Source organism: Rhodococcus sp. JVH1 (assembly GCF_000280725.2).
In the GTDB taxonomy this organism is placed as follows: Bacteria; Actinomycetota; Actinomycetes; order Mycobacteriales; family Mycobacteriaceae; genus Rhodococcus_F; species Rhodococcus_F jostii_A.
In genome coordinates this window covers 60386-82946 of record NZ_CP166291.1, presented here as the reverse complement: position 1 = coordinate 82946, position 22561 = coordinate 60386, and the positions used below count along the sequence as shown (strand labels likewise).

23 protein-coding genes are annotated in these 22561 nt (G+C 63.8%); 12 read left to right on the top strand and 11 right to left on the bottom strand.

What is annotated here, in order from left to right; all coding sequences use genetic code 11:
- Positions 1–473 precede the first annotated feature (473 nt).
- The gene (locus JVH1_RS43625; RefSeq protein WP_083849757.1) at positions 474–1619 is read right to left on the bottom strand and encodes an ImmA/IrrE family metallo-endopeptidase; all 1146 of its coding nucleotides are present in this window, start codon (positions 1617–1619) and stop codon (positions 474–476) included.
- A 251-nt stretch (positions 1620–1870) separates the two neighbouring features.
- Between JVH1_RS43625 and JVH1_RS43620 the strand changes: the two genes are divergently transcribed.
- Positions 1871–2470 (top strand): recombinase family protein, encoded by a 600-nt coding sequence (locus JVH1_RS43620; RefSeq protein WP_009475943.1) that lies wholly within the window; start codon positions 1871–1873, stop codon positions 2468–2470.
- Positions 2471–2643: 173 nt separating this feature from the next.
- Entirely contained in the window at positions 2644–2901 is a 258-nt protein-coding gene (locus JVH1_RS43615) for a helix-turn-helix transcriptional regulator (RefSeq protein WP_009475944.1), read from the top strand.
- 59 nt (positions 2902–2960) lie between these two features.
- Here the strand turns inward: JVH1_RS43615 and JVH1_RS43610 are convergent, their stop codons facing one another.
- The 7 genes from JVH1_RS43610 to JVH1_RS43580 all read right to left on the bottom strand — a co-directional run bounded on the left by JVH1_RS43610 (position 2961) and on the right by JVH1_RS43580 (position 10263).
- Positions 2961–3215, bottom strand: a complete 255-nt coding sequence (locus JVH1_RS43610) for a helix-turn-helix domain-containing protein (protein WP_009475945.1) — start codon at positions 3213–3215, stop codon at positions 2961–2963.
- On the bottom strand, positions 3215–3430 hold the full coding sequence (locus JVH1_RS43605; protein ID WP_009475946.1) for a hypothetical protein: 216 nt from the start codon (positions 3428–3430) through the stop codon (positions 3215–3217). Before JVH1_RS43605 ends, JVH1_RS43610 begins: the two co-directional genes overlap by 1 nt.
- A gap of 374 nt (positions 3431–3804) precedes the next feature.
- Positions 3805–4635 carry a hypothetical protein gene (locus tag JVH1_RS43600; protein ID WP_009475948.1) on the bottom strand — a complete coding sequence of 277 codons (831 nt, stop codon included), beginning with the start codon at positions 4633–4635 and terminating at the stop codon, positions 3805–3807.
- 184 nt (positions 4636–4819) lie between these two features.
- The gene (locus JVH1_RS43595) at positions 4820–5800 is read right to left on the bottom strand and encodes a DUF2637 domain-containing protein (RefSeq protein WP_009475949.1); all 981 of its coding nucleotides are present in this window, start codon (positions 5798–5800) and stop codon (positions 4820–4822) included.
- Positions 5801–6014: 214 nt separating this feature from the next.
- On the bottom strand, positions 6015–6395 hold the full coding sequence (locus JVH1_RS43590; protein WP_237735167.1) for a hypothetical protein: 381 nt from the start codon (positions 6393–6395) through the stop codon (positions 6015–6017).
- Positions 6392–7087 (bottom strand): ParA family protein, encoded by a 696-nt coding sequence (locus tag JVH1_RS43585; RefSeq protein ID WP_237735168.1) that lies wholly within the window; start codon positions 7085–7087, stop codon positions 6392–6394. Before JVH1_RS43585 ends, JVH1_RS43590 begins: the two co-directional genes overlap by 4 nt.
- Positions 7088–9594: 2507 nt before the next feature.
- On the bottom strand, positions 9595–10263 hold the full coding sequence (locus JVH1_RS43580; protein WP_009475954.1) for a ScbR family autoregulator-binding transcription factor: 669 nt from the start codon (positions 10261–10263) through the stop codon (positions 9595–9597).
- Positions 10264–10500: 237 nt separating this feature from the next.
- Here JVH1_RS43580 and JVH1_RS43575 point away from each other — a divergent pair, with 237 nt between their 5' ends.
- The 3 genes from JVH1_RS43575 (at position 10501) to JVH1_RS43565 (ending at position 13100) form a co-directional block, all read left to right on the top strand.
- Positions 10501–11334 carry an MBL fold metallo-hydrolase gene (locus JVH1_RS43575; RefSeq protein WP_083849760.1) on the top strand — a complete coding sequence of 278 codons (834 nt, stop codon included), beginning with the start codon at positions 10501–10503 and terminating at the stop codon, positions 11332–11334.
- A gap of 30 nt (positions 11335–11364) precedes the next feature.
- On the top strand, positions 11365–12504 hold the full coding sequence (locus JVH1_RS43570; RefSeq protein ID WP_237735169.1) for a GAF domain-containing protein: 1140 nt from the start codon (positions 11365–11367) through the stop codon (positions 12502–12504).
- Positions 12505–12647: 143 nt separating this feature from the next.
- Complete coding sequence (locus tag JVH1_RS43565) at positions 12648–13100, top strand: hypothetical protein (RefSeq protein ID WP_009475957.1); 453 nt, start codon at positions 12648–12650, stop codon at positions 13098–13100.
- Positions 13101–13129: 29 nt separating this feature from the next.
- Here JVH1_RS43565 and JVH1_RS43560 read toward each other — a convergent pair whose 3' ends face one another.
- The 3 genes from JVH1_RS43560 to JVH1_RS43550 form a co-directional block, all read right to left on the bottom strand.
- Positions 13130–14272 carry a replication protein gene (locus JVH1_RS43560; protein WP_237735170.1) on the bottom strand — a complete coding sequence of 381 codons (1143 nt, stop codon included), beginning with the start codon at positions 14270–14272 and terminating at the stop codon, positions 13130–13132.
- A gap of 435 nt (positions 14273–14707) precedes the next feature.
- Positions 14708–14932, bottom strand: coding sequence for a toxin-antitoxin system HicB family antitoxin (locus JVH1_RS43555; RefSeq protein WP_157173983.1), 225 nt, complete (start codon positions 14930–14932; stop codon positions 14708–14710).
- 93 nt (positions 14933–15025) lie between these two features.
- Positions 15026–15517, bottom strand: a complete 492-nt coding sequence (locus tag JVH1_RS43550; RefSeq protein WP_083849761.1) for a helix-turn-helix transcriptional regulator — start codon at positions 15515–15517, stop codon at positions 15026–15028.
- A 1115-nt stretch (positions 15518–16632) separates the two neighbouring features.
- Here JVH1_RS43550 and JVH1_RS43545 point away from each other — a divergent pair.
- Genes JVH1_RS43545 through JVH1_RS43515 form a run of 7 tightly spaced genes read left to right on the top strand, consistent with a single transcriptional unit; the run spans position 16633 to position 22560 of the window.
- Positions 16633–18297 (top strand): cutinase family protein, encoded by a 1665-nt coding sequence (locus JVH1_RS43545; protein WP_009475961.1) that lies wholly within the window; start codon positions 16633–16635, stop codon positions 18295–18297.
- Positions 18290–19483, top strand: coding sequence for a hypothetical protein (locus tag JVH1_RS43540; RefSeq protein ID WP_043779622.1), 1194 nt, complete (start codon positions 18290–18292; stop codon positions 19481–19483). Before JVH1_RS43545 ends, JVH1_RS43540 begins: the two co-directional genes overlap by 8 nt.
- 55 nt (positions 19484–19538) lie before the next feature.
- The gene (locus JVH1_RS43535) at positions 19539–20651 is read left to right on the top strand and encodes a hypothetical protein (RefSeq protein WP_009475963.1); all 1113 of its coding nucleotides are present in this window, start codon (positions 19539–19541) and stop codon (positions 20649–20651) included.
- A complete protein-coding gene (locus JVH1_RS43530; protein ID WP_009475964.1) occupies positions 20648–21427 on the top strand; it encodes a hypothetical protein in 780 nt (259 codons plus the stop codon). The genes JVH1_RS43535 and JVH1_RS43530 overlap by 4 nt, the downstream gene beginning before the upstream one ends.
- The gene (locus tag JVH1_RS43525; protein ID WP_009475965.1) at positions 21424–21975 is read left to right on the top strand and encodes a hypothetical protein; all 552 of its coding nucleotides are present in this window, start codon (positions 21424–21426) and stop codon (positions 21973–21975) included. Before JVH1_RS43530 ends, JVH1_RS43525 begins: the two co-directional genes overlap by 4 nt.
- Positions 21976–22000: 25 nt before the next feature.
- Positions 22001–22282 (top strand): hypothetical protein, encoded by a 282-nt coding sequence (locus tag JVH1_RS43520; RefSeq protein ID WP_009475966.1) that lies wholly within the window; start codon positions 22001–22003, stop codon positions 22280–22282.
- On the top strand, positions 22282–22560 hold the full coding sequence (locus JVH1_RS43515; RefSeq protein ID WP_009475967.1) for a hypothetical protein: 279 nt from the start codon (positions 22282–22284) through the stop codon (positions 22558–22560). The genes JVH1_RS43520 and JVH1_RS43515 overlap by 1 nt, the downstream gene beginning before the upstream one ends.
- The last annotated feature ends 1 nt before the right edge of the window (position 22561 follow it).

The following is a 22561-nucleotide window of genomic DNA, read 5'->3' as shown; positions in this document are numbered from 1 at the left end:
TCGCTCGAGCGCCTCCGCTGCGCCGACTCGCTCCCAAGAAGCGGCATCACAAAGCTGCTCCGTCGTCGGCGACAACGGCCCCTCTCCGACGTCCTCCGTCGCCACCACGAACTCGTTGTCTCCCGCTGCGTATTGACATGCAAGGCGCGCGACGTGGGCGTTGCTGGGTTCGTCGCCCGAGATGGAATCAAATCCATTGGGGTATCCACACGCCTTTACGTGCCCCATCAACGGCCTCAGAAACTTGATATCCGCTTTGAACGGCGACAGCTTCCTTCCGAGCCCCGCGGCCCACGCGGCTACAGGCTCGTCTCGGGCGGTAACCCCCAGGTCGAGAGCAACCTCACGAGGAAAGCACAGGAGGCAGCTTTCGACTCGGACCGTCAATTCACCGAAAAGATCGATCGATCGTTCTTTCGATGTCAGACTCGGCATCACCTGCAATGCGCTAGCGTCCGCAATTACAACAACGGTCACGTGTCGGCGCCGATCGCCGCAAGTTGCTGAACATGACCCAATTCTTTTTCGGAAACACTAAGAAGCTCAGAAATTTGACGTCGCCGCAGAAGACCTCTCTCCTCGGCGGAAAAGAGCGTACTAATAAATTCGTGACCGTACTGGTCGACCCGGATAATCGGTCGCGTCCGAGGCTCCTGGCCCGGAACTGCAAACCCGCCCTTCTTCTGGTCTACCTTCGCTTCGCGATCGACTTTGCCGTAAAGACCCGATACCCCGAGCCCTAGCTCCTCAAGACGAATGGCGGCGGCCCGCATGCTCACACGGAAGCGATTTTTTATCGTTGTTATCTGCTTTAGGTCAGAAATTAGCTCAGAGCCGAACTTCGACTTCTTAAAGTCGACGAATGCGCGCCGTGGCATCAGCAGGGCCGACGCGACTCGGTTGCAGAATCTTTCGAGGCCCTGTTTCGCACCCCGCGTTCCACAGACTGCATCTTCACCCAAGCACAGATGGACGAGCTCGTGCGCGTATGAGAAGAGACGCGCAGGATGTGGGTCGCGTGTATTGGCGGCCACCAGCGGTGCGTAGGTGTCGTGAAGGCTGAACCCTCGGGAAGTACCTTCGTCCAGAGTGAGGTTCAGTGCCAGGATCCCCTTGGCCTGCAGTGCACTGCGGAAATCTCTGGCGACCGTTGCCTCCGTGGCGTCAGTCTGGTGTTCGGTCGACCAACCGAGCCATTCGCGAAGGCGCCCAGCTACCTCCTCGACGTCCTCGTCGACTGACAGCGCGGGAAGCTTAACGGGACCTTCGCCTCGCTGCCTGATCCATGCATGCGTCTTCTGGACTCGGCGGGCAAGTTTGATGCCTTCAATGGTTTTTGGACCAGGCCTACCGTTCGATCCCGCGAACCGCCTGAACTCCACGGGCGTTGGCTGTTGTTGCGGCGGCTCTTCCAAGAAGAAAAAGGACTCGGGGCGGCCGAGTGCCCTGGACAGCTTCTTGAGCTGGGTGGTGTTCGGGTACGCGTCCTCGTACATCCACGCCCGCAGCTGTGCTTCGGTGACTTCCACCCGGTCAGCGACCTCGCCCGGGGTTAGCTCGGTATCACGAATAGCCCACTCCAGCACGGAGCCAGTTATTGGCGCAGGTTGCGCTCGCATCACCAGACTCCTTTCGGGCAGTGGGGCTCTCGGGTCCGAATCCCCAGAATCTATCCCATACTCCCCCGAACACCTCGTGAGCGGTGGCGATCCCTCGATTCCGATCTACACGGGACGGCCTAAGTGCACGTCCTCATCACGCCTTTTGTGTGGGGTCGACCTCGGAGTTGGGGGGCGACCGACGGCCGAACTCTGCCCCGTGTGCCATCTCGTCTACCTGAAGGGGTGTATTCGTAGAATACGATGGTGGGATGTTGATCGGGTACGCACGTTGTTCGTCGTCCGGGGACGACGAACAAGGCCAGCGCGATCAGCTGCGAGTGTTGGGTGTGGGTGTCGACTCCATTCATGTGGATCACGGACTGACGGGCACGGACAGGCCTCGACCAGCGTTGACGGAGGCCTTGTCGGCGTTGTCCGCTCGTGACACCTTGGTCGTCACCTCGTTGGATCGACTGGCCCGCTCGGTTGCCGATCTCAGCGCGATCGCCACGGACCTCCAGGACCGCGATGTGCTGTTGATGTTCGACGGCACGGTGCACGATCCGCGGGATCCTATTGGGCGAACGGTGTTTGCGACGTTGTCGACTACCTTCGCCGAGTTCGAGTCCGGCCTGATTCGTCTGCGCACGATGGAGGGCAATGCCCGCCGTAAGGCTGCAGGCGGTTTCGCCGGCCGCAAACCGCGCCTCAATCCTGCACAACAGTCGGAACTCTACGACCTGCACAACGCGGGGCATTCCGTCGTAGAGTTGACGAAGCGTTTCAATCTCAGCCAGCCCGGCCTGTACAAGTACCTCGCCCGCGAGAAGGCACGACGGAACACACCCACCTCCCCCGCCGACCACTGAGCGACGCCACCAGCTGGCATAAGGCGGCAAGTCAGCGCGGAGCGGTGTCGCGGCAGCACCGTCGGCCATTGGCCCTGAGACACGCGCGCCAGCCTCGCGCGGACCGGGTCTGTGACTGTCCATTCGGTGTTAAGTAGGTCGTTATGGACACACCCAGTACCGAAACTGACCTTATGAGCACCGCGATCGCGAACCAGATGCGTATCCAGCGGACCATCCGGCGCTGGTCGCAGGACGACCTCGCGAAGGCGGCCGGTCTTGGTCGGTCGACCATTCTTCGACTCGAAACCACGAAGATTCCCATGAACATTCGGCACATGCAGGGGCTCTCGACAGCGTTCGAGATGCCCTGGTTCGAGTTCCTGAACCTGGTCAATGCCGAACTGGAGGGGTCCACCCAGAAGCGCGGCGACGGACTGCCCGCGTACTGACCCCGGACACGACAAGACCCCAACCCGCAGGGTAGGGCTGGGGAGGTGTTGGGGTCCTATTAGCTGGTCAGGCGCCTTTCCATCGCGGCAATCAGTTTGCTGAGGGGGATCCCGAGCGCCTTCGCGATCAGGACCGCCTCCTCGACCGGTGTCACGCGGGTACCACGGAGAATGCGCCCGATGGTCGGACCACTTATCCCGGTCATCTCCGCCAGCTGGGTGTTCGTCGTGATCCCGGCGTCGATCATCGCGTGAGCGACCACCTTCCCGAACTGCACGGAGATCTCACCCGGTTCGGTCGTCTTCTGGCCCATCAGGACACGCCGGCGAGGGTCGCCGCGTTCGGGAGTTCAGCCTGGTCACGGATCCACGCGGCCAGGTCGTCATGGTTCTCGTAGCCGTCCGGATCCACCGGGGCCGGCCGACCGGACCGGAGGGCATCGAGGGTCACCTGGACGTAGTGGAACCGCTGCTCAGCGGTCATGTCGTCGAGGTGGAGGGGCTGGGGTTCGATACTGGTGGTGGTCATCGTCCGAGTCCTGTTCGTTCGGTGATCAGGTCGGGGTGGGCGCTACCGACGTCCACCCCGACCGTCTTCTGCTGAGGCTATCCGGGCTGTGGGCCTCGTTTCAGTCGTGGCCTCATGTTCGTTTGCGCTGGGCTGCACGGAGGATCGGCGCGCGCCTACGCGGGTGCGCCCGCCGAGGAAACAGCGCGTGCAACACCGCCCACTGCGACTGCAACAGGCCGATCTCCGCCACCTCCGTGTGCAACGACGGTGTGCGCCTGCGGAAGGCTCTGCGCGCCACCAACACAGGCTGTGCAACCAGCTCGTTCGAGCGAAACGGTGTCGCAGCGGCACCGATGCCGGCATCAGTTAACGCAATGCATGCATGAACTCACTCATGCATTCCGGTGTGGTCCGATGAGACTGTCGAGGTAGGCGACCTGGGATTCGAGGGCTGCACGGATGTCGTCGATGTCGTTGCGTAGCGCGGAGGTCCGCTCGATTGAGTACTCGGCGCCGACGATGTCTTCGTAGAGTCGGTCGACGTCCGCTCCCCCGGTTGCCATCTCGGTGACGGCGTGGAGGTTGTGCACGCTCGTTGCGATAGGTGTCAGCGCAGCCTCGTAGGCGCGGAGTGCTGCGACTCGGTCGATGAGACCAGCCTCCGCCTTGGCAGCAACCACCTGCCGGCGTTCCCATTCGGCGCGTGCTCTGGCGAGGTTGTCGGTGATGTCGTTGTCCGGGACCGCTGGGGTGTTCGCGCGCAGACTGAACAGGTCGTGTGCCGCGGCCGCGACCAGGTGTAGCTCGATGGTGAACCCGAGGACGGTTCGGTGGCCGTCGAGTAGCGGGTGCTTCCATGCGGCGTGGGAAACAACGCGTGCAACAACGTCCTCGGCGACTGCAACCAGGCGGATCTCGGGCCCCTCCTCCCGCAACGGCCAGTGCAACGACGTGTGCGCTTGTCGAAGCTCTGCACGCTGCCCGGTTGTCAGTTGCGGGTATCCGCAAGGGCGGCCCGTGATGCGGCGCCACCAACTCGGCTGTGCAACGATCTCGTTCGGGTCGAGGATCACGTTCGAGAGGCCGGCTACCGCCGACTGTGTTGTTGCGGAGACGTGGGACCAGGCGATGACGGCCGTTGTACGCGGTGCACGTTGAGGGAAACGGAGTTGTTCGACCACCCACTCGCGGGCGACGTGCATCGCGTCGGTCAACTCGATCACCGTCTTTTCGCTGCGAAGGGATCAGGATGGTGCATCGCCCCGGACGGCCTAACACTCGCGGAGAAACCGAAAGACCTCCAGTGGAGCTTTGCCACCCATTTCATCACGTGACAACAGCGTTGCTGACCGGAGGAACGGCCGCCAACGTTGACGGCAGTTCGCTCCGGCCATGCAACGGACATGTTTACGCGGGCTGTAGTTCTCGTGCGGGCCGGAAGTCGGTCTCGGTATCGAACGGTTGCGGCAGTGGAGGCACGGAGAAGCCTTCGTCTTCCGCGGCGGCGACGAACGCCTTCCATCGTCTGCACACAGTGGATCGGTCCACGTTGATCTGCTGTGCAACGGTGACCTGCTTGAGGTGCGGTTCACGCACAAGCATTTCCGCAACCTCCTTCACCGGCTCAGGCAGCGCGCATTCCGTGAGGAACTGGGTGAGTCCTTCGTGGGTCTGCGGCCACCCGTTGCGTGTCCGCGGTACAACTGGTTCGTCCTGTTGCCTGGGCGGCTCAACGATGTTGACGTTTCCGGTTCGAGTGGCGCCGAGGTCAGCGGTTGCTTCGACCTGTTGCGCCACCGGTGCGGCTTCGGGTGCAGCCTCGTAGGTTGCCGGTGCGATGGATCCTGCTCGCTCGATAACCGGTGAGGGCTCGCCCGTAGGCCCCTGCAACGCGTGTGCACGCTCTTCACGGAAGGCACGCAACATCAGGGTCGACATGTGCATCAGTCCCAGCCACAGCAGCGGGAAGATCATCGCCATGCCTAACGCAGCGGGTGCCGGTTGCGGGATGAAGCCGAGATCCTCTCCCGCTGCAACACGAGCAGCGTTTCGCACTGCGAGCTGGTAGGCGTGGTAGCCGTTGCCAGCAACGCTCAGCCCCACAGCCCCCACGGCAAACGCCAGGCAATACCGACGGGACCAGCGGTGCCTCTCAGCTTTCAGCTCAACATAACCGAACGTTGCGGCAGCCTGCGCAATGTCGATTGCAACGGGTGCCATCCAGGAGAATCCGGGGCGCACGCCGATCTCAACGGCGAGCTGCCGGAGCGAATCGAACGACAGCGTGAAGGCGAGCGCGCCCATCCCCACTGCCATCACGCCAACAGCGGTCAACGCGAGCGTGCTCGCCCGCAACGGTGGTGCATCCTGAGTTGTATCGTCTGCCATAGCTGGGAAACCTCCAGATTCCTGGTGAGGGGCCCGCCGTACGGAGGTGCAACTCCTGGCGGGCCCCGCTGCGTGTGCGGTCGACCGTTGTGCGTTTCCGCATCTGCGGCTGCGGTGGCCTGTGCGTCTAAGGGGGTCCGTCGGTGCGCGCCTGCAGGACTTCCTCATATCCGTGTTTACGGATCCTCGTGTTTACGGATTTACGGATTTGCAACTAGAAACGGGTGTTGTGCAGGTCCTTCTTGACCTGCTCGCTCAGGTCGGGATCTGCAAGGAGTCTTTCCACGAGTGCAACAAGCACGTCCTGGGCCGTCACTCGGGCTACGCCGAGCTCTCTTGCTGCGGCGCGCTGCCAGTCCCCCAGCCGGTCATTCTGATCGGGCGAGAGGTCGACGTTCTTACGGATGTCCTTCTGCCGGGGAGCGATGACAGGGACCGCGCGAACGGCAGGCTTGCGGGGCTTGTCTTCTTCATGCACCCTCGCCGATGGGGCCGCCACTACTGGCTCTTGCTCCTCCTCCGGTTGGGCTTGCGCCGCCACTGGCCTTCGCGCGCGCTCGGCACTGGCGCGGATTCTGTCTGCTGCGGATGTCATGCGATCTCCTTCTGCGCGTCGAGGTCGAGGAGCTCGATCACCGCATCCCCGTAGGCCGAGTTGAGAGCATTCTCGATCGGCATCCCGAAGGCCTGGGAGTAGCGCTCGAGACGGCCGACAGTTGGCTTGAGTACGTAGTCACCGTCTTCGGTGACCATTTCTCGGTACACCTCTGTCGAGGCCGCATTCGAGACAGTTCGGGTGAACAGGACTGCAAAGGCAGGGGCGTCCCCGTCCCGAAGTTCGGCGACGTCCGCAAGCAATTGTCGTACCGCGGGAAGACGGTTGTACTCGATCGGTGTCGGGGCCATCGGGCAGACGACGTGCGTTGCAAGTCGTGCAGCCGAGAGCACGATGCTTCGTTGCTCCTTCATCGGCGGCGTGTCGATGACTACGGCGTCGTACTTGCCGTTCGCGATACCCGGAAGCTGCCTGTGCAAGTTCGGGACAGCCATGCCGATGACCGGGAAAGGCCATTCGCCGAGACTCCCCCACTGCAGAAGTGACTCGTTCTCTCCGTCTGCGTCAACGCCGAGGACTTTGAGCCCCGATTCATGGAGTGCGTGGAGGATGAAGGCGGCTGACGTGGTCTTCGAGGAACCGCCTTTGAGGTTCAGTGTTGTGATGACAAGCATGTCTCCCACTTCCGCATGTCCGCTCCTGCGTATTTCCGTATTTCCGTGTGTCCGCATGGAATTGCACTGGTAGATCCCGAATCTTGCGGGTGTGCAAGCCGAGTCGCACGAGCTGCAAGGTGCGGAATGGCGGATCTACGGAGGTCAGCGTACGCGGACTTCAGCATCTACTGATGGACTGACACGCGGAAAAACGCCTTTCCGTGTTTCCGTAAATCCGTATTCGCGGATCAGTGTGGTGCAACAGCGCGCCTCTGCCTCGCACCGTCGGCTGCAACGCCGGCCCAGAGCCCCCTGCACGCCCCGGTGCGGACACTGCACGAAGGCCTTGCACGATTGCGGCCGCCAGGCGGAGCGGTGCAGTTCGCGTGCACCCGTTCCGCTTCTACGGATCTACGGATCTACGGACTCGCGAAGACGGGGCTCGTCGCGGCCCGTCCGGGCTCACATGGCTGATCGCGGCTGTGGAAGTGCAATGTCAGGTCGACCGCTCCGCCACTACTGATTCACGGATCTACGGACTTGCGTAGGCAAGGACGTTCAGCGGCGGGAACCTTGGCCTTCCTCGTTGCACGGGCCTCGGCGGTAGCTGCGGGAGCAATCCCCAGCGCAGACATTGCGCACTCACGGAAATACGGAAATACGGAACTGCGGACTTGCGTGGGTGCCCGACGCGTGGAGACTCCCGTGCAGTGGACGTTGCACGCCCATGGTCGCCGGCGATGCAACACGGATTGCACCTCTCCGCATATACGGATTCACGAATCTACGGACAGGCGGGGTGGGTGCACCCGTGACCGCGAGTATGCAGCGGGTCTCGGCCGAGCTTCCGGCAGGGGGCATGGTGCTGCAATCCGGCCAAGTTCGCGTGCACGACCGTTGCGGTCCCGAAACGCAGGACTTTGTGGCGGCGTGCAATCTTGCCTCATCGTCCGCGTCTACTGATTACGGATAAACGGGCTTGCGGAGTTTCGCCACCACGCAGAGTGAGGGACATGGACGACGTGCCTTCACGTTGCACGCACGCCCGTCCGCAGCGGGTGCAATCGAGCCCATGGCGGTACATCTACGGATTTACTGACATGCGAATATACGGAATTACGGATATCACGCTCAGCTCCATATACCGCAGTCAACCCTCCTAGGTAGGACTAGTCATTCGTTTCGATGGGGGAGTGGGGCTTACACCGGATCAGCAACGCCGCAGCGTGCACCACTCAGATCTCCGCCGGCGCCGACCGGCGTGTCGGGTTGCGGGTGAGCGAACCGTTCGGCAGGGTCAAAGTAGGCCGGTTGCGGCGGGTCGGCCTTTCCTCCCCGTTGGGCGGACGGGGCGTGAGCATGGATGAAGAAGCCGGGCTCCATTGCCGCCGCACCTCTACCCCTTGTGCGCACACTGCACGAGATCGAATACCCGGTCCGGGGTAATCGTTTGCTCCCGCACATGCGACGACGCCCACGTGGCTGTGCGCCGGACGCGGGCTCTCCCCGTAGCGAGTGTTAGGTCGTCGGACACCCGGCAGGACCGTTCAGTCCGGCTCCACGAAACCCCGCCTGCCAGTGGTCGCGGCAACCAACCGCTTGGGGGCGTTCCCCTTGGAGTCGCCCCTCAACGTTCGATGTGATCGCGTGGATGGACGGTAAAAATCGCGGCCCCGGGAGCGCGCTGACCAGGAAAGATGACACGTCCCGGTTTGAGCCCGGCGCTGGTATCGGTGGTTGTGCGTGAGTGGATGGTCGCAGTAGCGTGACGTCCAGGTTCGGTCCGGTCTTCCTTCTCCGGCCAGCGGAGCGACTAGTGCGCTTGGCAGTCGGGTGAAAACGGGCTGATGCGATGCAGGCGCGTCTGTGTCGTGGGGCGGCCCCTTCCACCGTTTGCGGTGGTGGGGGCCGTTCGTGTTGTGCCTCGGCAGTCTCGGTGCCGGTGTCAGTAGGTAGAACCTCGGTCGCCCGCCGGTGGGTGTGGGCTGAACCCTGCTATTCGGGTTGTTCGAGGGCGTCGGTGATGCGGTCGTGGACCGGAGGTGTCGAGGTTCTGGCCGGCGGTGCGGGGGCGGCGCCGGCGGCGAGGACGACCACTTGTCGGGCTTGATCGGAGAACCCTCTAACACCATGACGCGCTCCCTCCCCAGGCCTCGCCGCGAGCGACGCGAAGTGTTAGGTCGTCGGACACCCGGCAGAACCGTTCAGTCCGGCTCCACGAAACCCCGCCTGCCAGTGGTCGCGGCAACCAACCGCTTGGGGACGTTACCCTTGGAGTCGCCCCTCAACGGAGGGGCTTCCTCGAGCCTGTTGCTTCGGTTCGAGTCGCATCGCAGTCGCGGGGTCCGACTTCCGCACTGCGCAATCGGGCTACATCGAAGGGTTGAGATGCCAAACACCACGCTGCCGTCCTCGTTCGACGTTGAGACACCTCGGGAAACCTCGCCAGAGTCGGGGACTGGTGACTGCGTACGGCCACAGCGCGATTTCAAGGTCGCTCCGTTCTCGTCGCGCCCCACCTCGGACTCTCGAGCGCAGTAGGCACGCTGGCGATGCCTGTTCGGGCACCTCGCCGAACCTGCTTACACCGAGAAAACTGGCCCAAACTTCTCGGGTGGTCCGGCACTGCGCGCTCGGCGGGTTCTATTTAGGTCCTTTTGCCGGTAGCGGGGCATGATGCCAGGTAGCAGCAGCATCCACATGTCGTCGACGCGTTCCTCGAGGTCGGCTCCTCCGGTGTGGATCAGGGACAGGGTTTGGACACCGGTGAACGCTCCGATCACGAATCGAGCGAAGGTCGCCGGATCTGTCTCATGACTGATGTCGCCCTGGTCGATGGCGCGCCGTGCGAGGTAGTCGCAGGTGTTGATCCAGTCGATGTAGGGGTCGGCGGGTCCATAGCCTTTGTCACTGAGCTCGACGGTGATACGGATCCCGGCTCTCACGACCGGCTCGTGAACGATCTGCCTGGCCATTTCGTGGCACAGCATCACGATCTGCTCTACCGCCGGCGCATGCTCTCCTCTGATTGCCTCGACCGCAGCGATGGAGATCGCGTGTTGCTCGGCAATGATGGCCCGCGCAAGCTCCTCCTTCGAGCCGAAGTGGAAGTACAACGCCCCCTTGGAGAGTCCAAGACTGTCGACGATCGCCTCCAGGCTGGTCCCGACGTAGCCGTTCCGGTCGAATGCCTCGGCCGCACCCGCGATGAGCTGGGCTCTCGTCGCTAAACCCCTAGCCTGCCGACTCACTTGCACCTCCGCCCACCAAGCGTCAAAACCAACCTGCGGAACGGTACCAGCACAGTTTGCAGGAACATGTTCCGAATTCTCAAACCCCAACGGCCGCCCGCTATCTGTGCACTTACGGTCTCATGTACTATGGCTCCGCTTCTCCCGAATGGGGGATTCTTCCCGGGGCCCACAACTTTGTTCCGGTCGTAGCAGCTGCAGGGTGCGATCTCTGCGGTCACTCCTACTTCCGGGGCGGTGTCGAGTTTGTCTATTAGCGGGGTCCATCATCTGAATTGCGGGACGTTCCTCACGCCACTTGTGGGCCCTCTGGTCTCACATGTGCTGCTCTGTGAGACGTCTGACGGCCTGGTCCTCGTCGACAGTGGGCTAGGCCTTCGTGACATCGAGTCACCTCGGCGACGGCTCGGCGCGCCCGCGATGATGTTGGGACCCGCGTTGCGTGCAGAGGAAACCGCTGTCAATCAGGTTGAGGGATTGGGCTATAGCCGATCCGACGTACGACATATCGTCGTGACCCACTTGGACTACGACCATATCGGTGGTGCAACGGACTTTCCCGACGCCGTCGTGCATACCACGTGCACAGAGCTACAGACGGCGCGTGCTCAGCGCACGTTGTCCGAGCGGTTCAGGTATCGGCAATCGCATCTCACGGCTCTCACGAATGTGCAGACGTACGACGAGATGACCGAGCAAGTGCTGGGTTTCGAGCTCGCCTATCCGATCGATGGTGTCGAGAACATGTGGCTGGTGCCTCTACCTGGTCATTCGGAAGGGCATTCCGGTGTTGCCTTGCAGGTCGACGGGCGTGGATGGTTGTTCCATGCCGGCGATGCGTTCTTCCACCACACCACCGTTCACCAGTCGGCGCCCTGGAGCTTGCGACGCGGAGCCGTGCGGGCAGTGGAAACGATCCTCGCGGACGACATCGCCGCGGTGCGCGAAAATCATTCGCGCTTAAGGCAACTGGCTCACAAAACAGACCGTGTGTCGGTTTTCTGTTCGCATGATGCCACGATGTTCGAGGAGATGAGGTCTGCCGCAGCGTCAATGCGACGGCGTTGCTAGGGTTCTACCCCATGCAAGGGGGTAGAGCATTTGACTGACACGGTGGAACCGCGTGTAGCGCAGCGGCCGGCGAGCACAAAGAGCGCCAAACTGGCGAATTGGCTGATTGTCGAAACGCTCGGGCGTTGGTCCAGTGAGGAGCCGACCCTGGTCGCGGAGGGTGGGGCACCGAAGGAGTTCACCAGTCTCCGCAACCGAAAGTGGAGCATCGCCAGAAGCCCCGGCGAGGGCGCACAGATCAGCAAGTTGGCGAAACTGCTCGTCGAGGCGGTGGCGGTCACCGGTGAAGAGCAGGTGGAGCTGCTCACAATCGCCAGCAAAACGCAGGGCGACATACGAGCCCGGTTTTCCGGCCATCCGATCTTGTCCGCCCGCGGCGAGGTCTTCGGTGTGGAGCTGTGGGTCGGCGACGCACGCCAACCTGTTCCTGCTCGACGCTCTGTCGGGGCGTTCGAATGGGATTATCGGACCCAGGTCACCGAACATGGTCCAGGTGCCGAAGAGAGCATCCTCGGTGCCGACGCGGCCGTCGAGCGCGGTGTGCAGGATGTCTGGAAATTTTTTGGCGGTTTCGAGCGGCTGAACGAATACGAAGACTATGTAAAAGATTTCGCTATCGGAGCGAAGCCAGCTGGTGCACCTTTTGCGTCGAAGGTGACGATCAGAGGGTCGCAGCCGCGTTTGACCTATATGGCAACGCGCACACGGGAAACTGCGGAGGGGAAGAAGATCAGCGGGGTCATCCACGACATCACCTCGGCCGAGAATCGCCCCCAGCAGGATTTCAGCCTTGACGCGTTGCGGACGGCTGCGCGACTGATTGCGGAATCCTCACCCGATCCTGTCGGGGTCTGCCAGCTCACCCTGGCGACAGGGATCTTCCTGGAGTGGTATCACAATCCGCCCGGATCGCTGGCCAGATGGGCGACTGAGGTTCCCGAGATCCACGAGAAGAGCATCCCCGAACTTGAGCAGGCCAGAAATGACCTGCGTAAGGGAGAAGTGACCCGCGTCGACCTGGCGCTCTTTCTCCGGTTCGCCGGCGACGAGGGGTGGACTCCTGCCGACCTGACCATCATCGCTGCGGAAGAAGCAGATCCGGCGAGGGGAGTGGAGGCCCGTCAGGGCATCGTTCAGGCACGACCGGGTACAGGTCCTCTCTGCTGGTAGGCACCGGTATGAGGTGCGAACCGGCTGGCGCGTCGTAGATACGTGCAATGCACGTTCAACGCGACAGGTGGCGGGTTCGCACCCACTATGGTTCTTCAGCAATTGCCATTCGGCGATAGCCTGACGAACTCGGAGGAGACCGGATGAGTACGAATTCAACTGAGAGCGAAGCACTTCGCGACGATCCGGACCGGGTAATGAGTGTCGGACCCGGCACCGTCGAGATCCCTGTACTGGCGCTCACCGAACTGCTCGAGGCCACCACCGAGTTGAACGAAGCTGCTGGTCCACGACCTAGCGCCGCGCTCGAGGCCGCGTTGCTGCGGGTGGGTGCCGCTACCTCCGGTGTCGTGCTGCCGCACATTATCGACACCGTCGAACGCAACGCCGGCCCGGGACGCGAGCTTCCGAAGTTCCTCGAGCACATGTTGGCGGAGCACCTGGACCAGCCAGCGGATCGACCGGGTGCGCATCCTCGCAATCTCGATGACCGGCTCTACCTTCGGTGGCTTGCGCATCGGCCGATCGATGTCGACGCCGCCACGATCGAGAAGTTCCACCGTCGATGGGCTGCGCGGGACAACAGCCGCCCCTGACCGGCCCGGTCCGGTCCGGATCGTCGCGGTCATCCCCGCCGGTCCTTTCGGCGGCGAGCGACCAGCTCGGCGCGGGCGACCCACTCCTGCTGAGCTTCACGCTGCCGCCGCTCCCTCCTGCGCTGGTTGATGAGCGCGGTGTGTTCGGCGATCGCAGTGCGAGCAGCACGACGGCCGGGGGAGTCGGGGCCAGCAGCATCCGCGTAGCGAGCACGCTCGGCGGCAAACTCGGCCACCTGCCGTTCCCGTTCGGCTTTCTCCTGGTCGAACGCAATCTGTGCGAGGACATGTGGAGGGAAAGCAAGATCTTGTTGCCCTAGGAGCCAGCGGACGAATGCAATCGGAGACTTCGGGGTCGGGGTCACCCGGTGTGCCGCCGCCCAGGTGTCGATCGTGTCGTTGAGGTCGGCCGCCGTCCAACCATGAGCCGCTGATTCGGCCAGAGCCGGTCCCCAACCCCGCGAGGTATGTTCCCGTGCCCATGCCCCCGTTCGTGGACTGCCGAGCCATCTGGCGGCCAGCAATACGCCCTTCCGGTTGGCTGCGGCCTTCTCGCGTTGACCCCTTGTCTCAGGGCGCCGCGAAGCGGCTCGTTTTTCCACAGATCGCTTTGTATTAGAAACCTCTCTAGGAGAGGAATGATCTAAAGAGTGACCCCGAGAGGGGTGGGGTGCCATTTGTATGGATCCGTCGACTGATCTGCGGGTTTGATCCACAGGCTTGCGGGGGTGCAGCGCCCACACGGATGCCCAGCCGCGTGACTTGTCTCCGACGCGGTATGAGGCCATGCGTTCGGACCCAAGACCATCACCGCGGTCCTTCCATCGCCGGAGTCGCCCACGGAGAACTTCGGTGGCCACGCCGAGCATCTTGAGGGCGAGCTTGGCGCGCTGCACGGTGCTCTTGCAGTACCCGGTCCGCTCCATCAGGGTGTCGTTTTTGAGCCTGGAGTTCTGGCCGGTGTTGTGGTCGGCGGCTGCGGCCATGGCGGCAGCGACCTTGAGGAGCGTCTTGAGGGCGACCCCGCCACCGCCTCGAATACGGCAGAGAGCTGGTCGGATGATGAGGTAGTGGCGCTTGTATGCCTCGCGGACCTCGATCTCGACCCAGGTTTGCTCGCCGCTCCATACGGCGATGCCGCCGTACGCGCCGTCGCCGAGGTCGAGTGTCACCCTGCAGAATCGCCGGCATGCTTCGTCGCGGCCGCCGATCGCGTTGATGAACGCTGGGGTCAGCGATTGGCACTGATGCCCGCGGATATGCCCGGGGATGGCGCGCGGTGTTCGCGCCGTTCCGTAGCGGGGACGCGCGGGACTGCTGCCGCAGTAATGGATCGTGGGCGCGTGTGACGAGACACGCGCATGGGTGATTGAACCTGCATCAGGATATGCGCTAGCCTGAGGCGTACTACCACTCACTGGTAAGCCCCTCTGGGGAAGGCAGTACCGCAGAGAACCGAGCTGGTTACTCGTTTCTCGCCAACTTGGAGAAGCCTCCGATCCGCCCGATCGGGGGTTTTTCCATTTCTCCGAGGTTGGCTGCCGTACTACAACGTGTTCATCTTTGGTTGTCGATCGATCCCGCCCGGACCGATCTCGCGTATTTGCTTACGCGGAGTGGGGCAGTTGTTCCTCCTGTTGGTTCGGTGTCACGAGGTGACTAAGACCAGTGTCGGCAGCCAGCAGCGCCGACACGTAAGTGTTGAGATCCATACCGTGTGCCTTGGCAGCGTTCTCGACGGCTTCTTTGAGCTCGGGATGCCAGCGGAGCAACACCTGTTTCCGGGTGCCCTTGCTGGGGCGGCCCGGTCCTCGTGATGACTTTGTAGCCATACGGGCAATTCTGATAGCCGGAACCGGCTATCACCTAACCGACACGCCGCGATCTCGCATCTTTTCTCATGCGGTCAATGCTTGCGGGCATTTCTATAGTCCTTCTATGCGTGCCGCGCGCGCCGCACGAGTGCGCTTCCACGCGTTCGCTACATCTTCGGCAGGAACACCGTAAGCCCTCGACATGGCCGCCAGCCAGTCGTCCGATCTTTCCCGCCGGCCTTTTTCCGCTTCGTACAGCACCGACGCGGACACACCAAGTCGTTCGGCTGCGGTGCGCTGGTTGAGCCCAGCTCTCGTTCGCAGGTCGGCTAATCGCAGCTTGTCAGGCGGGATGGGGATCAGGTCCGCAGTCTTTACGTTCAACCACGTTGCGGCCTTACCGATCATGACGGGTGTCGGAACCGTCTTGCCGGAAAGCCAGGCCGACACCGACTGTCGACTCACCCCGATTGCGTCTGCAAGGTCGTCCGAAGCTGCACCTTTGCGCCGCATCGCCGCCTCGAGAGCGGTGGGGCTGAAGCCCCTCACCCCACTTGGCGGCATGTCGTCTCCTACGGCTGGAATCCAATCCTGTCCGCTCATTCTGACTCCTCATCGGCTCACGTTTACCCTTGTTCCGGACCATGCTTGCATGTCATACTTTCATACAAGAGCTGACGAGAGAATCGCCGCTGATCACCGACCGAGCGGAATGTTGACGATGGACAAATGTTGCTCGCGGAGTAATTCTCCGACTAGCATCCTGAATCGGCCTCTCTGTGAGGTCTTCCTTGAGCCCGGCTCCGGCCACTTAGGTTCGAGACGTAGCGCGGTGTTGTGCATTCACGCACACACCGTTTCCCAGTCATATCCAAGATGGGTTGAATCGTTGCGCTCGAAGTGGTCTGCGGTAGCTGTCACAGGGTCATCCCGTGACTTCCGCATGCGCTCAGCACGTTTCGACATCATCGAGAACGCGAATCCCGAGCTGCGTTTCGCCCCGCCCATTGCGGCGACTCGCACGTCCTGTGGATTCATCCCCGGTCACCGCCCATATGACCGGGTCCATGACCATGCGCTACGTCGAGCTCCCGAGCTTCCGGACTCGCGTGCCGGCCCGATAGATCAGCAAGCCCCAGGTGCGGTGATGATTGGCGTCCTCGCCCGCACCTGGGGTTCTACTCCCCACAGCGTTTCAGCACGTAAACGTCCACGCCGCAGGATCTCGGATCCTCGCGGGCCATTTCTGTACCCAGTTGGAGGCTCCGATGTCTTTGGGTGCCCAGATCCACCCGCCTACTAATCCTACTTCCGCCCCGTTTTCGTTACAGGCAAGTTCCAGCAAGTCCGTTCCTCACGTTCCGATCTCGGTGAATGAGGGCGGGCGACCGCTCGGCGTGGTTGCTCTTTGTGCTGGTCGGGCGCCTGGTTACAGGTGCTACAGCATCGACCTTCCCGGGTTTGCGACCTGCCCTGCGGGTCACTCGCTGGTGCCGTACTCGTCGCCATGGGTCGGCGTTCAGCTAGTCGTGTAACTCGCCGACCGAATTCCAATCTCATTATCACGTAAGGGTTTTCGCCATGTTCCTCGTCTTTCTCATTGCATTGCTCTCCGGTCTCGGCGGGGCCTTCCCTGGCTGGCCTGCTTGACCGTCGCCCCGGCCGACGGTGGGGCCACCAGCCCCGTCCCGGCTCCCCACGAGATTGAAGGGTTCCGAATGCAGATGGTTCAGAGTTCAGGACTGGCGGGTGCGCGCCGCAGGTTCGCCGCTTCGGCGGTCGTCGGCGCTGTCGCGGTGGCAGTGAGTGTCGGTGCGAATACTGTTCCCGCACACGCGTCGACCAATTGGGTCGATCAGTTGGTGCAGGACTGCCCTGCGTTGTTCGTGCTCGGAGGGCAGGGCACGGGAGAGTCGTCGCCGGATGCTCCGGTGAAGGCCGACACGGGAATGCTCTCGAACATCATGTCGCCGCTGCTCGACCAGGCGCGACAGCTCGGCGTGGACGTCGACCGCGCCTACGTTCCGTATCCGGCGGCGTTCGGTGGTGCGGTTCCCGGCGGCAAGGAGTCGTACGCCGTGTCGGTCTCCACAGCAAAGGACAACCTCCAGACCGCGGCGGAGAAAGTCCTGGATTCGTGCCCGGCGACAAAGCTCGCGATCGCGGCCTACAGCCAGTTCGCCCACGCTGCCTCGGAGTGGCTCACAGAGGTGGGTGCCGGGAAGGTCAGCGGCGTTCCGGCATCGTCGATCGCATCGGCTGCGCTGTTCGGGTCCCCGACCCGCGCGGAGGGCGCCGGCATCTTCCCCGGCACTTCCCAGACCACGCCGTCCCCTGTCCCGGGGACCTCGGGTTCTGCGGTGAAGGCCCTTCCCGCGGTGACGGTCACGACGGCGACCGGGGCGGGGATCGGTCCGGTGGCCGACACCGCCTCCAGCTTCGGCGCATTGACCGGCCGGGTGTCGATGTGGTGCCAAACCGGTGACCTGGCCTGCGATGCCCCGCCGAAGGCTCCGATCGCGCGGGCCGTGGCGAACGTTGCGGGACAGGCCGAGGTCGGCGGCGACCCGTTCGTCGCAGTGCAGACGATCGGACTTGCTCTCGCGTCGACCGCCTTCAACGTCGGGGTCGACGTGATCAACGAAGACATTCAGGTCCCGAAGAACTCACTCGAGAACCTCTCGATCACGCCGAAGAAGACCTTGTCGCAGCGTTTGGCTGAGGGTTCGGATCCTCGGGCGACACCGCCGACCGGCCAAGAAGCGATTTCCGCGCTGATGAAGGTTGGCCTGGTGGCGGTGAACTCGGTGGTCACGATCGCGAAGAAGGTGATCACGCCGGAGACGATCGCCGCTGTCGCGGCTGTGGGTCTGGCGAATCCCGTTGCCGCTTTCGGCATCATCGCCGCGAAGACGGTCAACGCGGTGATCAATCTGGTTCCGCCGGCTACCACGCAGCGCCTGGTCAAGCAGACGTTCGACCTGGTCAAGGGCGAGGTCAAGGCGAACAAGGACCTCTTCGACCTGGCGGCGCTGACGAAGTACTCGAACATCCAGGCAGCCCACGGCTCGTATGGATCGTCGGCGGCGACTGCCACTGGGCTGGCCCCGACCGCGTACGTGGCGAAGATGTTCGCCGCGGTGGCTGCCGACCTCTCGACCAGCAACAAAACGTCCTCGTCGTCGAGCTCTTCCACGAGCACGACCCGGCCGAGTGCCACGTCATTGGCGCCCACAACGTCTCGGCCCGTCAGCTCCTCGCCTTCGACGTCGTCGGCTACGCCGACGTCCTCTACTTCCGTCGCCACGTCGACGGACTCGACGTTCTCACAGAACGGCCTGACCACTGATTCATCCACCGAAGGGAACAGCACACATGGGTAAGCACCGTAAGCAGGCCAGGATTGTGAGGGCTGCTGGCACAACGGCAGTCACGGCCGCGGTCATTGTCACAGCGTGCGGCGGTATCGCGCACGCAGAACCGTCGCAGGGCGGCGTGACGACGGCGCCGTCGACCCAGTCCGGCGTCACCACGCCCGCTCCGTCCACACAGGGTGGGGTCACGACCGCTCCTGCGCCCGAGCCCGAGCCGGTGCAGACCTGGGTTCCGGTGCCGGTGGAGTACCAGCAGCCTGCCAAGCCCCTCGACAACTGGGACTACAACTCGAACGAGTACGTCGTCCCCACCTACGACCAGGGCAGTTACGTCGAGCCGATCGACTACTCGCAGCTTCACCTGCCCACGCAGCTCGAGGAGTTCACCGCGCCGATTCAGGCACCGGAGGACAAGGTTCGTTGGGGTCGTTACCTCGGGGATCGCCCGAACTGGATGAGCAAGGACACCGCTGACCGCACGAATGGTCAGACGGCCGTCATCGAAGCCCAGGTCACCGACTTCTGGCGCTCCACGGGCCTCAAGACCGAGGAAGCCGAGCGCCTGGCGGCCGCGCAGGTCGCGGGCGGTGCAGCCGGAGCAGTGGGCGGTGCCCTCGCAGCCGGAGTGCCTGTCGCAGCCGTCGGCGCCGTGACTGGCGGACTTGTCGGCGGCACAATCGGCGGCACCAGCGCAGTCGTGCTGGCCGCCCCGGTTCTGACGCCGCTCGGTGTCATCCCCGCCGGTGTCGTCGGCACGGCAGCCGGTGCCGGCATCGGCGCAGGTATCGGCGCGCTTGCCGGAGTTCCGGCAGCTGCGGGTGGCGCAATCGTCGGTGGCGCGATTGGCGTTGCCGCAGCCACGGCCTACGGCGCCGGTGAGGTCGGTGCACCGACCGAGGTCGAGATCCCCGACATCGACCAGGCTGCGATCACGGCGCAGACCGAAACCACCCTCGATCAGTGGGAAGCCAACGCTCCGGTCGGCTCCGCGGCCGCCGACGCTGTCCGCGACGTGGTTGAGGCTGCCCCGATCGTCGACCAGCAGGCCCGCGACGCGGTGTCCTCGCTTCCCGGTGGCGAGCAGGCTGTCGCCGCATTCGACGAGGCAGTGACCGATTTCCAGGCGAACACCGCAGTCCCCGGATTGCCGATGGGAATGATCACCGACGCGATCGGCGCGGGCATCCCGGCGTGAGCCCCTGGCGAGGGCAGGAACGCATCCTGCCCTCGCCGATCAACTTGGAGGAAAAATGGCGACGGACAATCGCACGGATCAGCTCTTTCCGGACGTTCCAGAGCATTACGGGGACGCCGTCATCGACTCGAGCGATGACGTGGACTTCCCTGTGCCGCAGGAAAACTACGACACCGCCTATCCCGCCGTCGACGAGGCTTCGTACGACGACGTCGTGCTTCCGGTGGTGCAGATGGAACCGGAGATCCCGGACGCGCCTTCGCCCGTCGCCGAACACGACGACGATCCGACCGACGAACTGACCACGGTCCTGCCTGTCTACGGCTGGAGCGACGCCGACGACCACGACACAACAGTCGAGAACCCTCAGACAGACGCTGCCGACCTCGACGGAGAGTCTGCGATCGAGTTCCCCGAGGTGGACGCCGATCCGTATGCGGATGCACCGGATTGGGTCCGCGCTCATATCCCACGCGGTCCACTCGTCGCCCAGGAGCAGGCACGGCGCGGATTGTCCGTCCGCCTCCCGCGCCGCCCCGCCCGAGCTTCCGTCGACGCCGACGTGCCCGATGACGTGGTAGCGCCCGCGCCGAAGGAGCCGAAGGTCAAGCCTGCCCGCGAGTCCGCTGGCGGCGGCAAGAAGAACCCTTGGGTCCTCTTCGGCGCGGGTGCGGCGGCACTGGCGGTAGTCGCCGGCACCGTCGTGGTGCTCGGTTCCTCCGACAACAGCACGGACGTCGCGGTGCCCCCGCTGCCGTCTTCGGTCCGGGCTGCCGGCCCGTCCGTGGCGGCAAACGAGCCTGCTTGGTGCGAAAGCTCGACCGGGGGAGGGAAGATCGTCGGCCGCGGCCCCGGTGACCTCACCAGCGGTCCCGGTCTGATCCAGGCCTTCGACTACGCGTACTACGTCGAGCGTGACGGCGCGAAGGTCGCCTCGATGATGCTCACCCCGAATCCGGTCGGCACCATCCAGGCCTCGATCGATGCGGCCGCCGCCACCGGCGCCGCGCACTGCCTGACCATCGCGGCCACCCCCAATCCGAACGCCTTCGACGTCCAGTTGCTCCTGCGTACCGACTCCGGTTCCGAGAGCACCATCCCGCAGCGCATCACCGTCGCCGATGCCGGTGCAGGTCTGAAAATCGCCACCCTCGAGGAGATCCGATGAGCAACGTCGTCCCCATCCGCCGCACCCCGAAGGTCGCCGAACCGGAGAAGGTGTCCGCCATGGTCGTCGCCGGTTCCGGCGGGGCCTCCACCACCACTACGACCTTCGGCCTGGCCACGGCCCTGCGGCTCGGCACCGGCAAGGACATCACCGCGATCGACTCGACCAGCGACGGAGGCAACCTGCTCTCCCGCACCCGGTTCCGCGCCGTCGATCCTGCCCGGTCCATCGACAGTCTCAGCGCCCGGATGGCAGAGACCACCTCGGGGACAGTCGTCGTCGGCAGCTCCCACCACGGCCACAGCGCCGATCCGATGATGGTCGATCTACTGCTCGAAGGCCGGGCGAGTGCCCGCGTCCACGACGTCGGCACGGCCCTTCGCTCACCACGCCTGGCTCCACTGATCCAGTCCGGAGCTGCCCTGGTCGTCGTGGCGCCCGCGCGCTCGGAGCCGCTGAGCCGGATGCGAGAGGCGATGAATTGGCTCAAGTCGACATTCGGCCCGGACACCCTGGGCGAGACGATCGTGGTGGTCTCCCATCAGATGCCCACCTCTCCGGTCGAACTGGCCCCGATCCGGGCGGCACTCGCACCGCAGATCGCTGGTTTCGTCGAGGTTCCGTTCGATCCCGTCTTGGCCCGCCCGGGAGTGATCGACCACCGCCGGTTGTCCACCGCCACGATCGACGCCTGGACCGACGCCCTCGATGTCCTCGGCACTCTCTCGCCCCAATCCGATACCCGCCGCGACGGCAAGACCGGAGAACTGGCATGACCGCAGCAATTCACTCCGCACCGATTCCAGCGGATCGTCCGGGACCTGCTGTGTGGTTGCTCGGCGCGCACGGTGGCGCGGGAGTTTCCACCCTGGCGCACTACCTCAGTTTCACCGGGGACTGCGATCGGCAATGGCCGTGCGGCAACGACGTCGAGACCGAATCCCCGTACGTGGTGATGGTCGCTCGCGAGACGGACGACGGGTTGAAGAAGGCGCACGAGCGGCTCATCCAGCATCGCGAGGAGAACCTCGACTGTGAGCTTCTCGGGCTGATCACTGTCGCGAACTCACCAGCCCTCGACAAGAGCGTGCGCCAGTACCGCGAGGTCGTGGAGTCGGCAACGGCCGCACATTGGCGGATCGACTGGCACAAATTCCTCCCCGCAGCGTCTCTGCCAGCGCTTCCCCGGTGGCACCCGCTCGACGGTGTGCCCGAACAGACCAAGGGAGCCCGGGCAGCGGTTCCCAAGGACGTGATCGATGCCGGCGTCGGCATCGTCACAGCAATCCAGCGTTCACTGCCGCATCTGCGCTCCGGGCACTGAACTCACTCTCACCGAAAGGACAGCCATGATCCACACCATCCACGACACCGCAATCCTCGCGATCGACTTCAACGTCACACCCGAGTTGCCGCCGGGAGCCAATGGGCTTCTGCGTCTCGTGAACTGGCTCCTGTGGGGCATTCTCCTCGCCTGCGTCGCCGCGCTCGTCTTCTCGGGTGGCAAGTTCGCGTGGGAAAAGTGGAGCCAGGGCCAGACCGGCGGTGTGACGATGCTCGTCGGTTCGCTGGTAGGCGCGATCGTCGCCGGTTCTGCGAACACGATCCTCAACGCCGTCACGGCCTCCTGATGTTCGCGATGATTCCCACCGATGGCGGCACTCTCCCTGTGTCCGGCCCGATGCCATTGGAGCTGCAGATCTGGGTGCTCTGGTTTGTCGCCGCCGCGTGCGCCGTGGCGATGGTCTATTCCGTGATCGTTCTGGCGGTGATGCGTGTGCGAAACCTCCTGGCGAAGCGGGCCGTAGCGCTAGCAGACGGCCCGGTCACACTCGCGATCGGAGGCGCAACCGGGGTGGTGTTCACGACTAGCGCCGCCCTGATCCTGACGAACTTGGCGGGGCAATGAG

Coding starts and splice junctions, on each gene's coding strand:
- JVH1_RS43625 (WP_083849757.1), bottom strand. CDS start 1,619: ATGCGAGCGCAACCTGCGCCAATAACTGGCTCCGTGCTGGAGTGGGCT.
- JVH1_RS43620 (WP_009475943.1), top strand. CDS start 1,871: ATGTTGATCGGGTACGCACGTTGTTCGTCGTCCGGGGACGACGAACAA.
- JVH1_RS43615 (WP_009475944.1), top strand. CDS start 2,644: ATGAGCACCGCGATCGCGAACCAGATGCGTATCCAGCGGACCATCCGG.
- JVH1_RS43610 (WP_009475945.1), bottom strand. CDS start 3,215: ATGGGCCAGAAGACGACCGAACCGGGTGAGATCTCCGTGCAGTTCGGG.
- JVH1_RS43605 (WP_009475946.1), bottom strand. CDS start 3,430: ATGACCACCACCAGTATCGAACCCCAGCCCCTCCACCTCGACGACATG.
- JVH1_RS43595 (WP_009475949.1), bottom strand. CDS start 5,800: ATGGCAGACGATACAACTCAGGATGCACCACCGTTGCGGGCGAGCACG.
- JVH1_RS43590 (WP_237735167.1), bottom strand. CDS start 6,395: ATGACATCCGCAGCAGACAGAATCCGCGCCAGTGCCGAGCGCGCGCGA.
- JVH1_RS43585 (WP_237735168.1), bottom strand. CDS start 7,087: ATGCGGACACACGGAAATACGGAAATACGCAGGAGCGGACATGCGGAA.
- JVH1_RS43565 (WP_009475957.1), top strand. CDS start 12,648: ATGAGTACGAATTCAACTGAGAGCGAAGCACTTCGCGACGATCCGGAC.
- JVH1_RS43555 (WP_157173983.1), bottom strand. CDS start 14,932: ATGGCTACAAAGTCATCACGAGGACCGGGCCGCCCCAGCAAGGGCACC.
- JVH1_RS43550 (WP_083849761.1), bottom strand. CDS start 15,517: ATGAGCGGACAGGATTGGATTCCAGCCGTAGGAGACGACATGCCGCCA.
- JVH1_RS43545 (WP_009475961.1), top strand. CDS start 16,633: ATGCAGATGGTTCAGAGTTCAGGACTGGCGGGTGCGCGCCGCAGGTTC.
- JVH1_RS43540 (WP_043779622.1), top strand. CDS start 18,290: ATGGGTAAGCACCGTAAGCAGGCCAGGATTGTGAGGGCTGCTGGCACA.
- JVH1_RS43535 (WP_009475963.1), top strand. CDS start 19,539: ATGGCGACGGACAATCGCACGGATCAGCTCTTTCCGGACGTTCCAGAG.
- JVH1_RS43530 (WP_009475964.1), top strand. CDS start 20,648: ATGAGCAACGTCGTCCCCATCCGCCGCACCCCGAAGGTCGCCGAACCG.
- JVH1_RS43525 (WP_009475965.1), top strand. CDS start 21,424: ATGACCGCAGCAATTCACTCCGCACCGATTCCAGCGGATCGTCCGGGA.
- JVH1_RS43520 (WP_009475966.1), top strand. CDS start 22,001: ATGATCCACACCATCCACGACACCGCAATCCTCGCGATCGACTTCAAC.
- JVH1_RS43515 (WP_009475967.1), top strand. CDS start 22,282: ATGTTCGCGATGATTCCCACCGATGGCGGCACTCTCCCTGTGTCCGGC.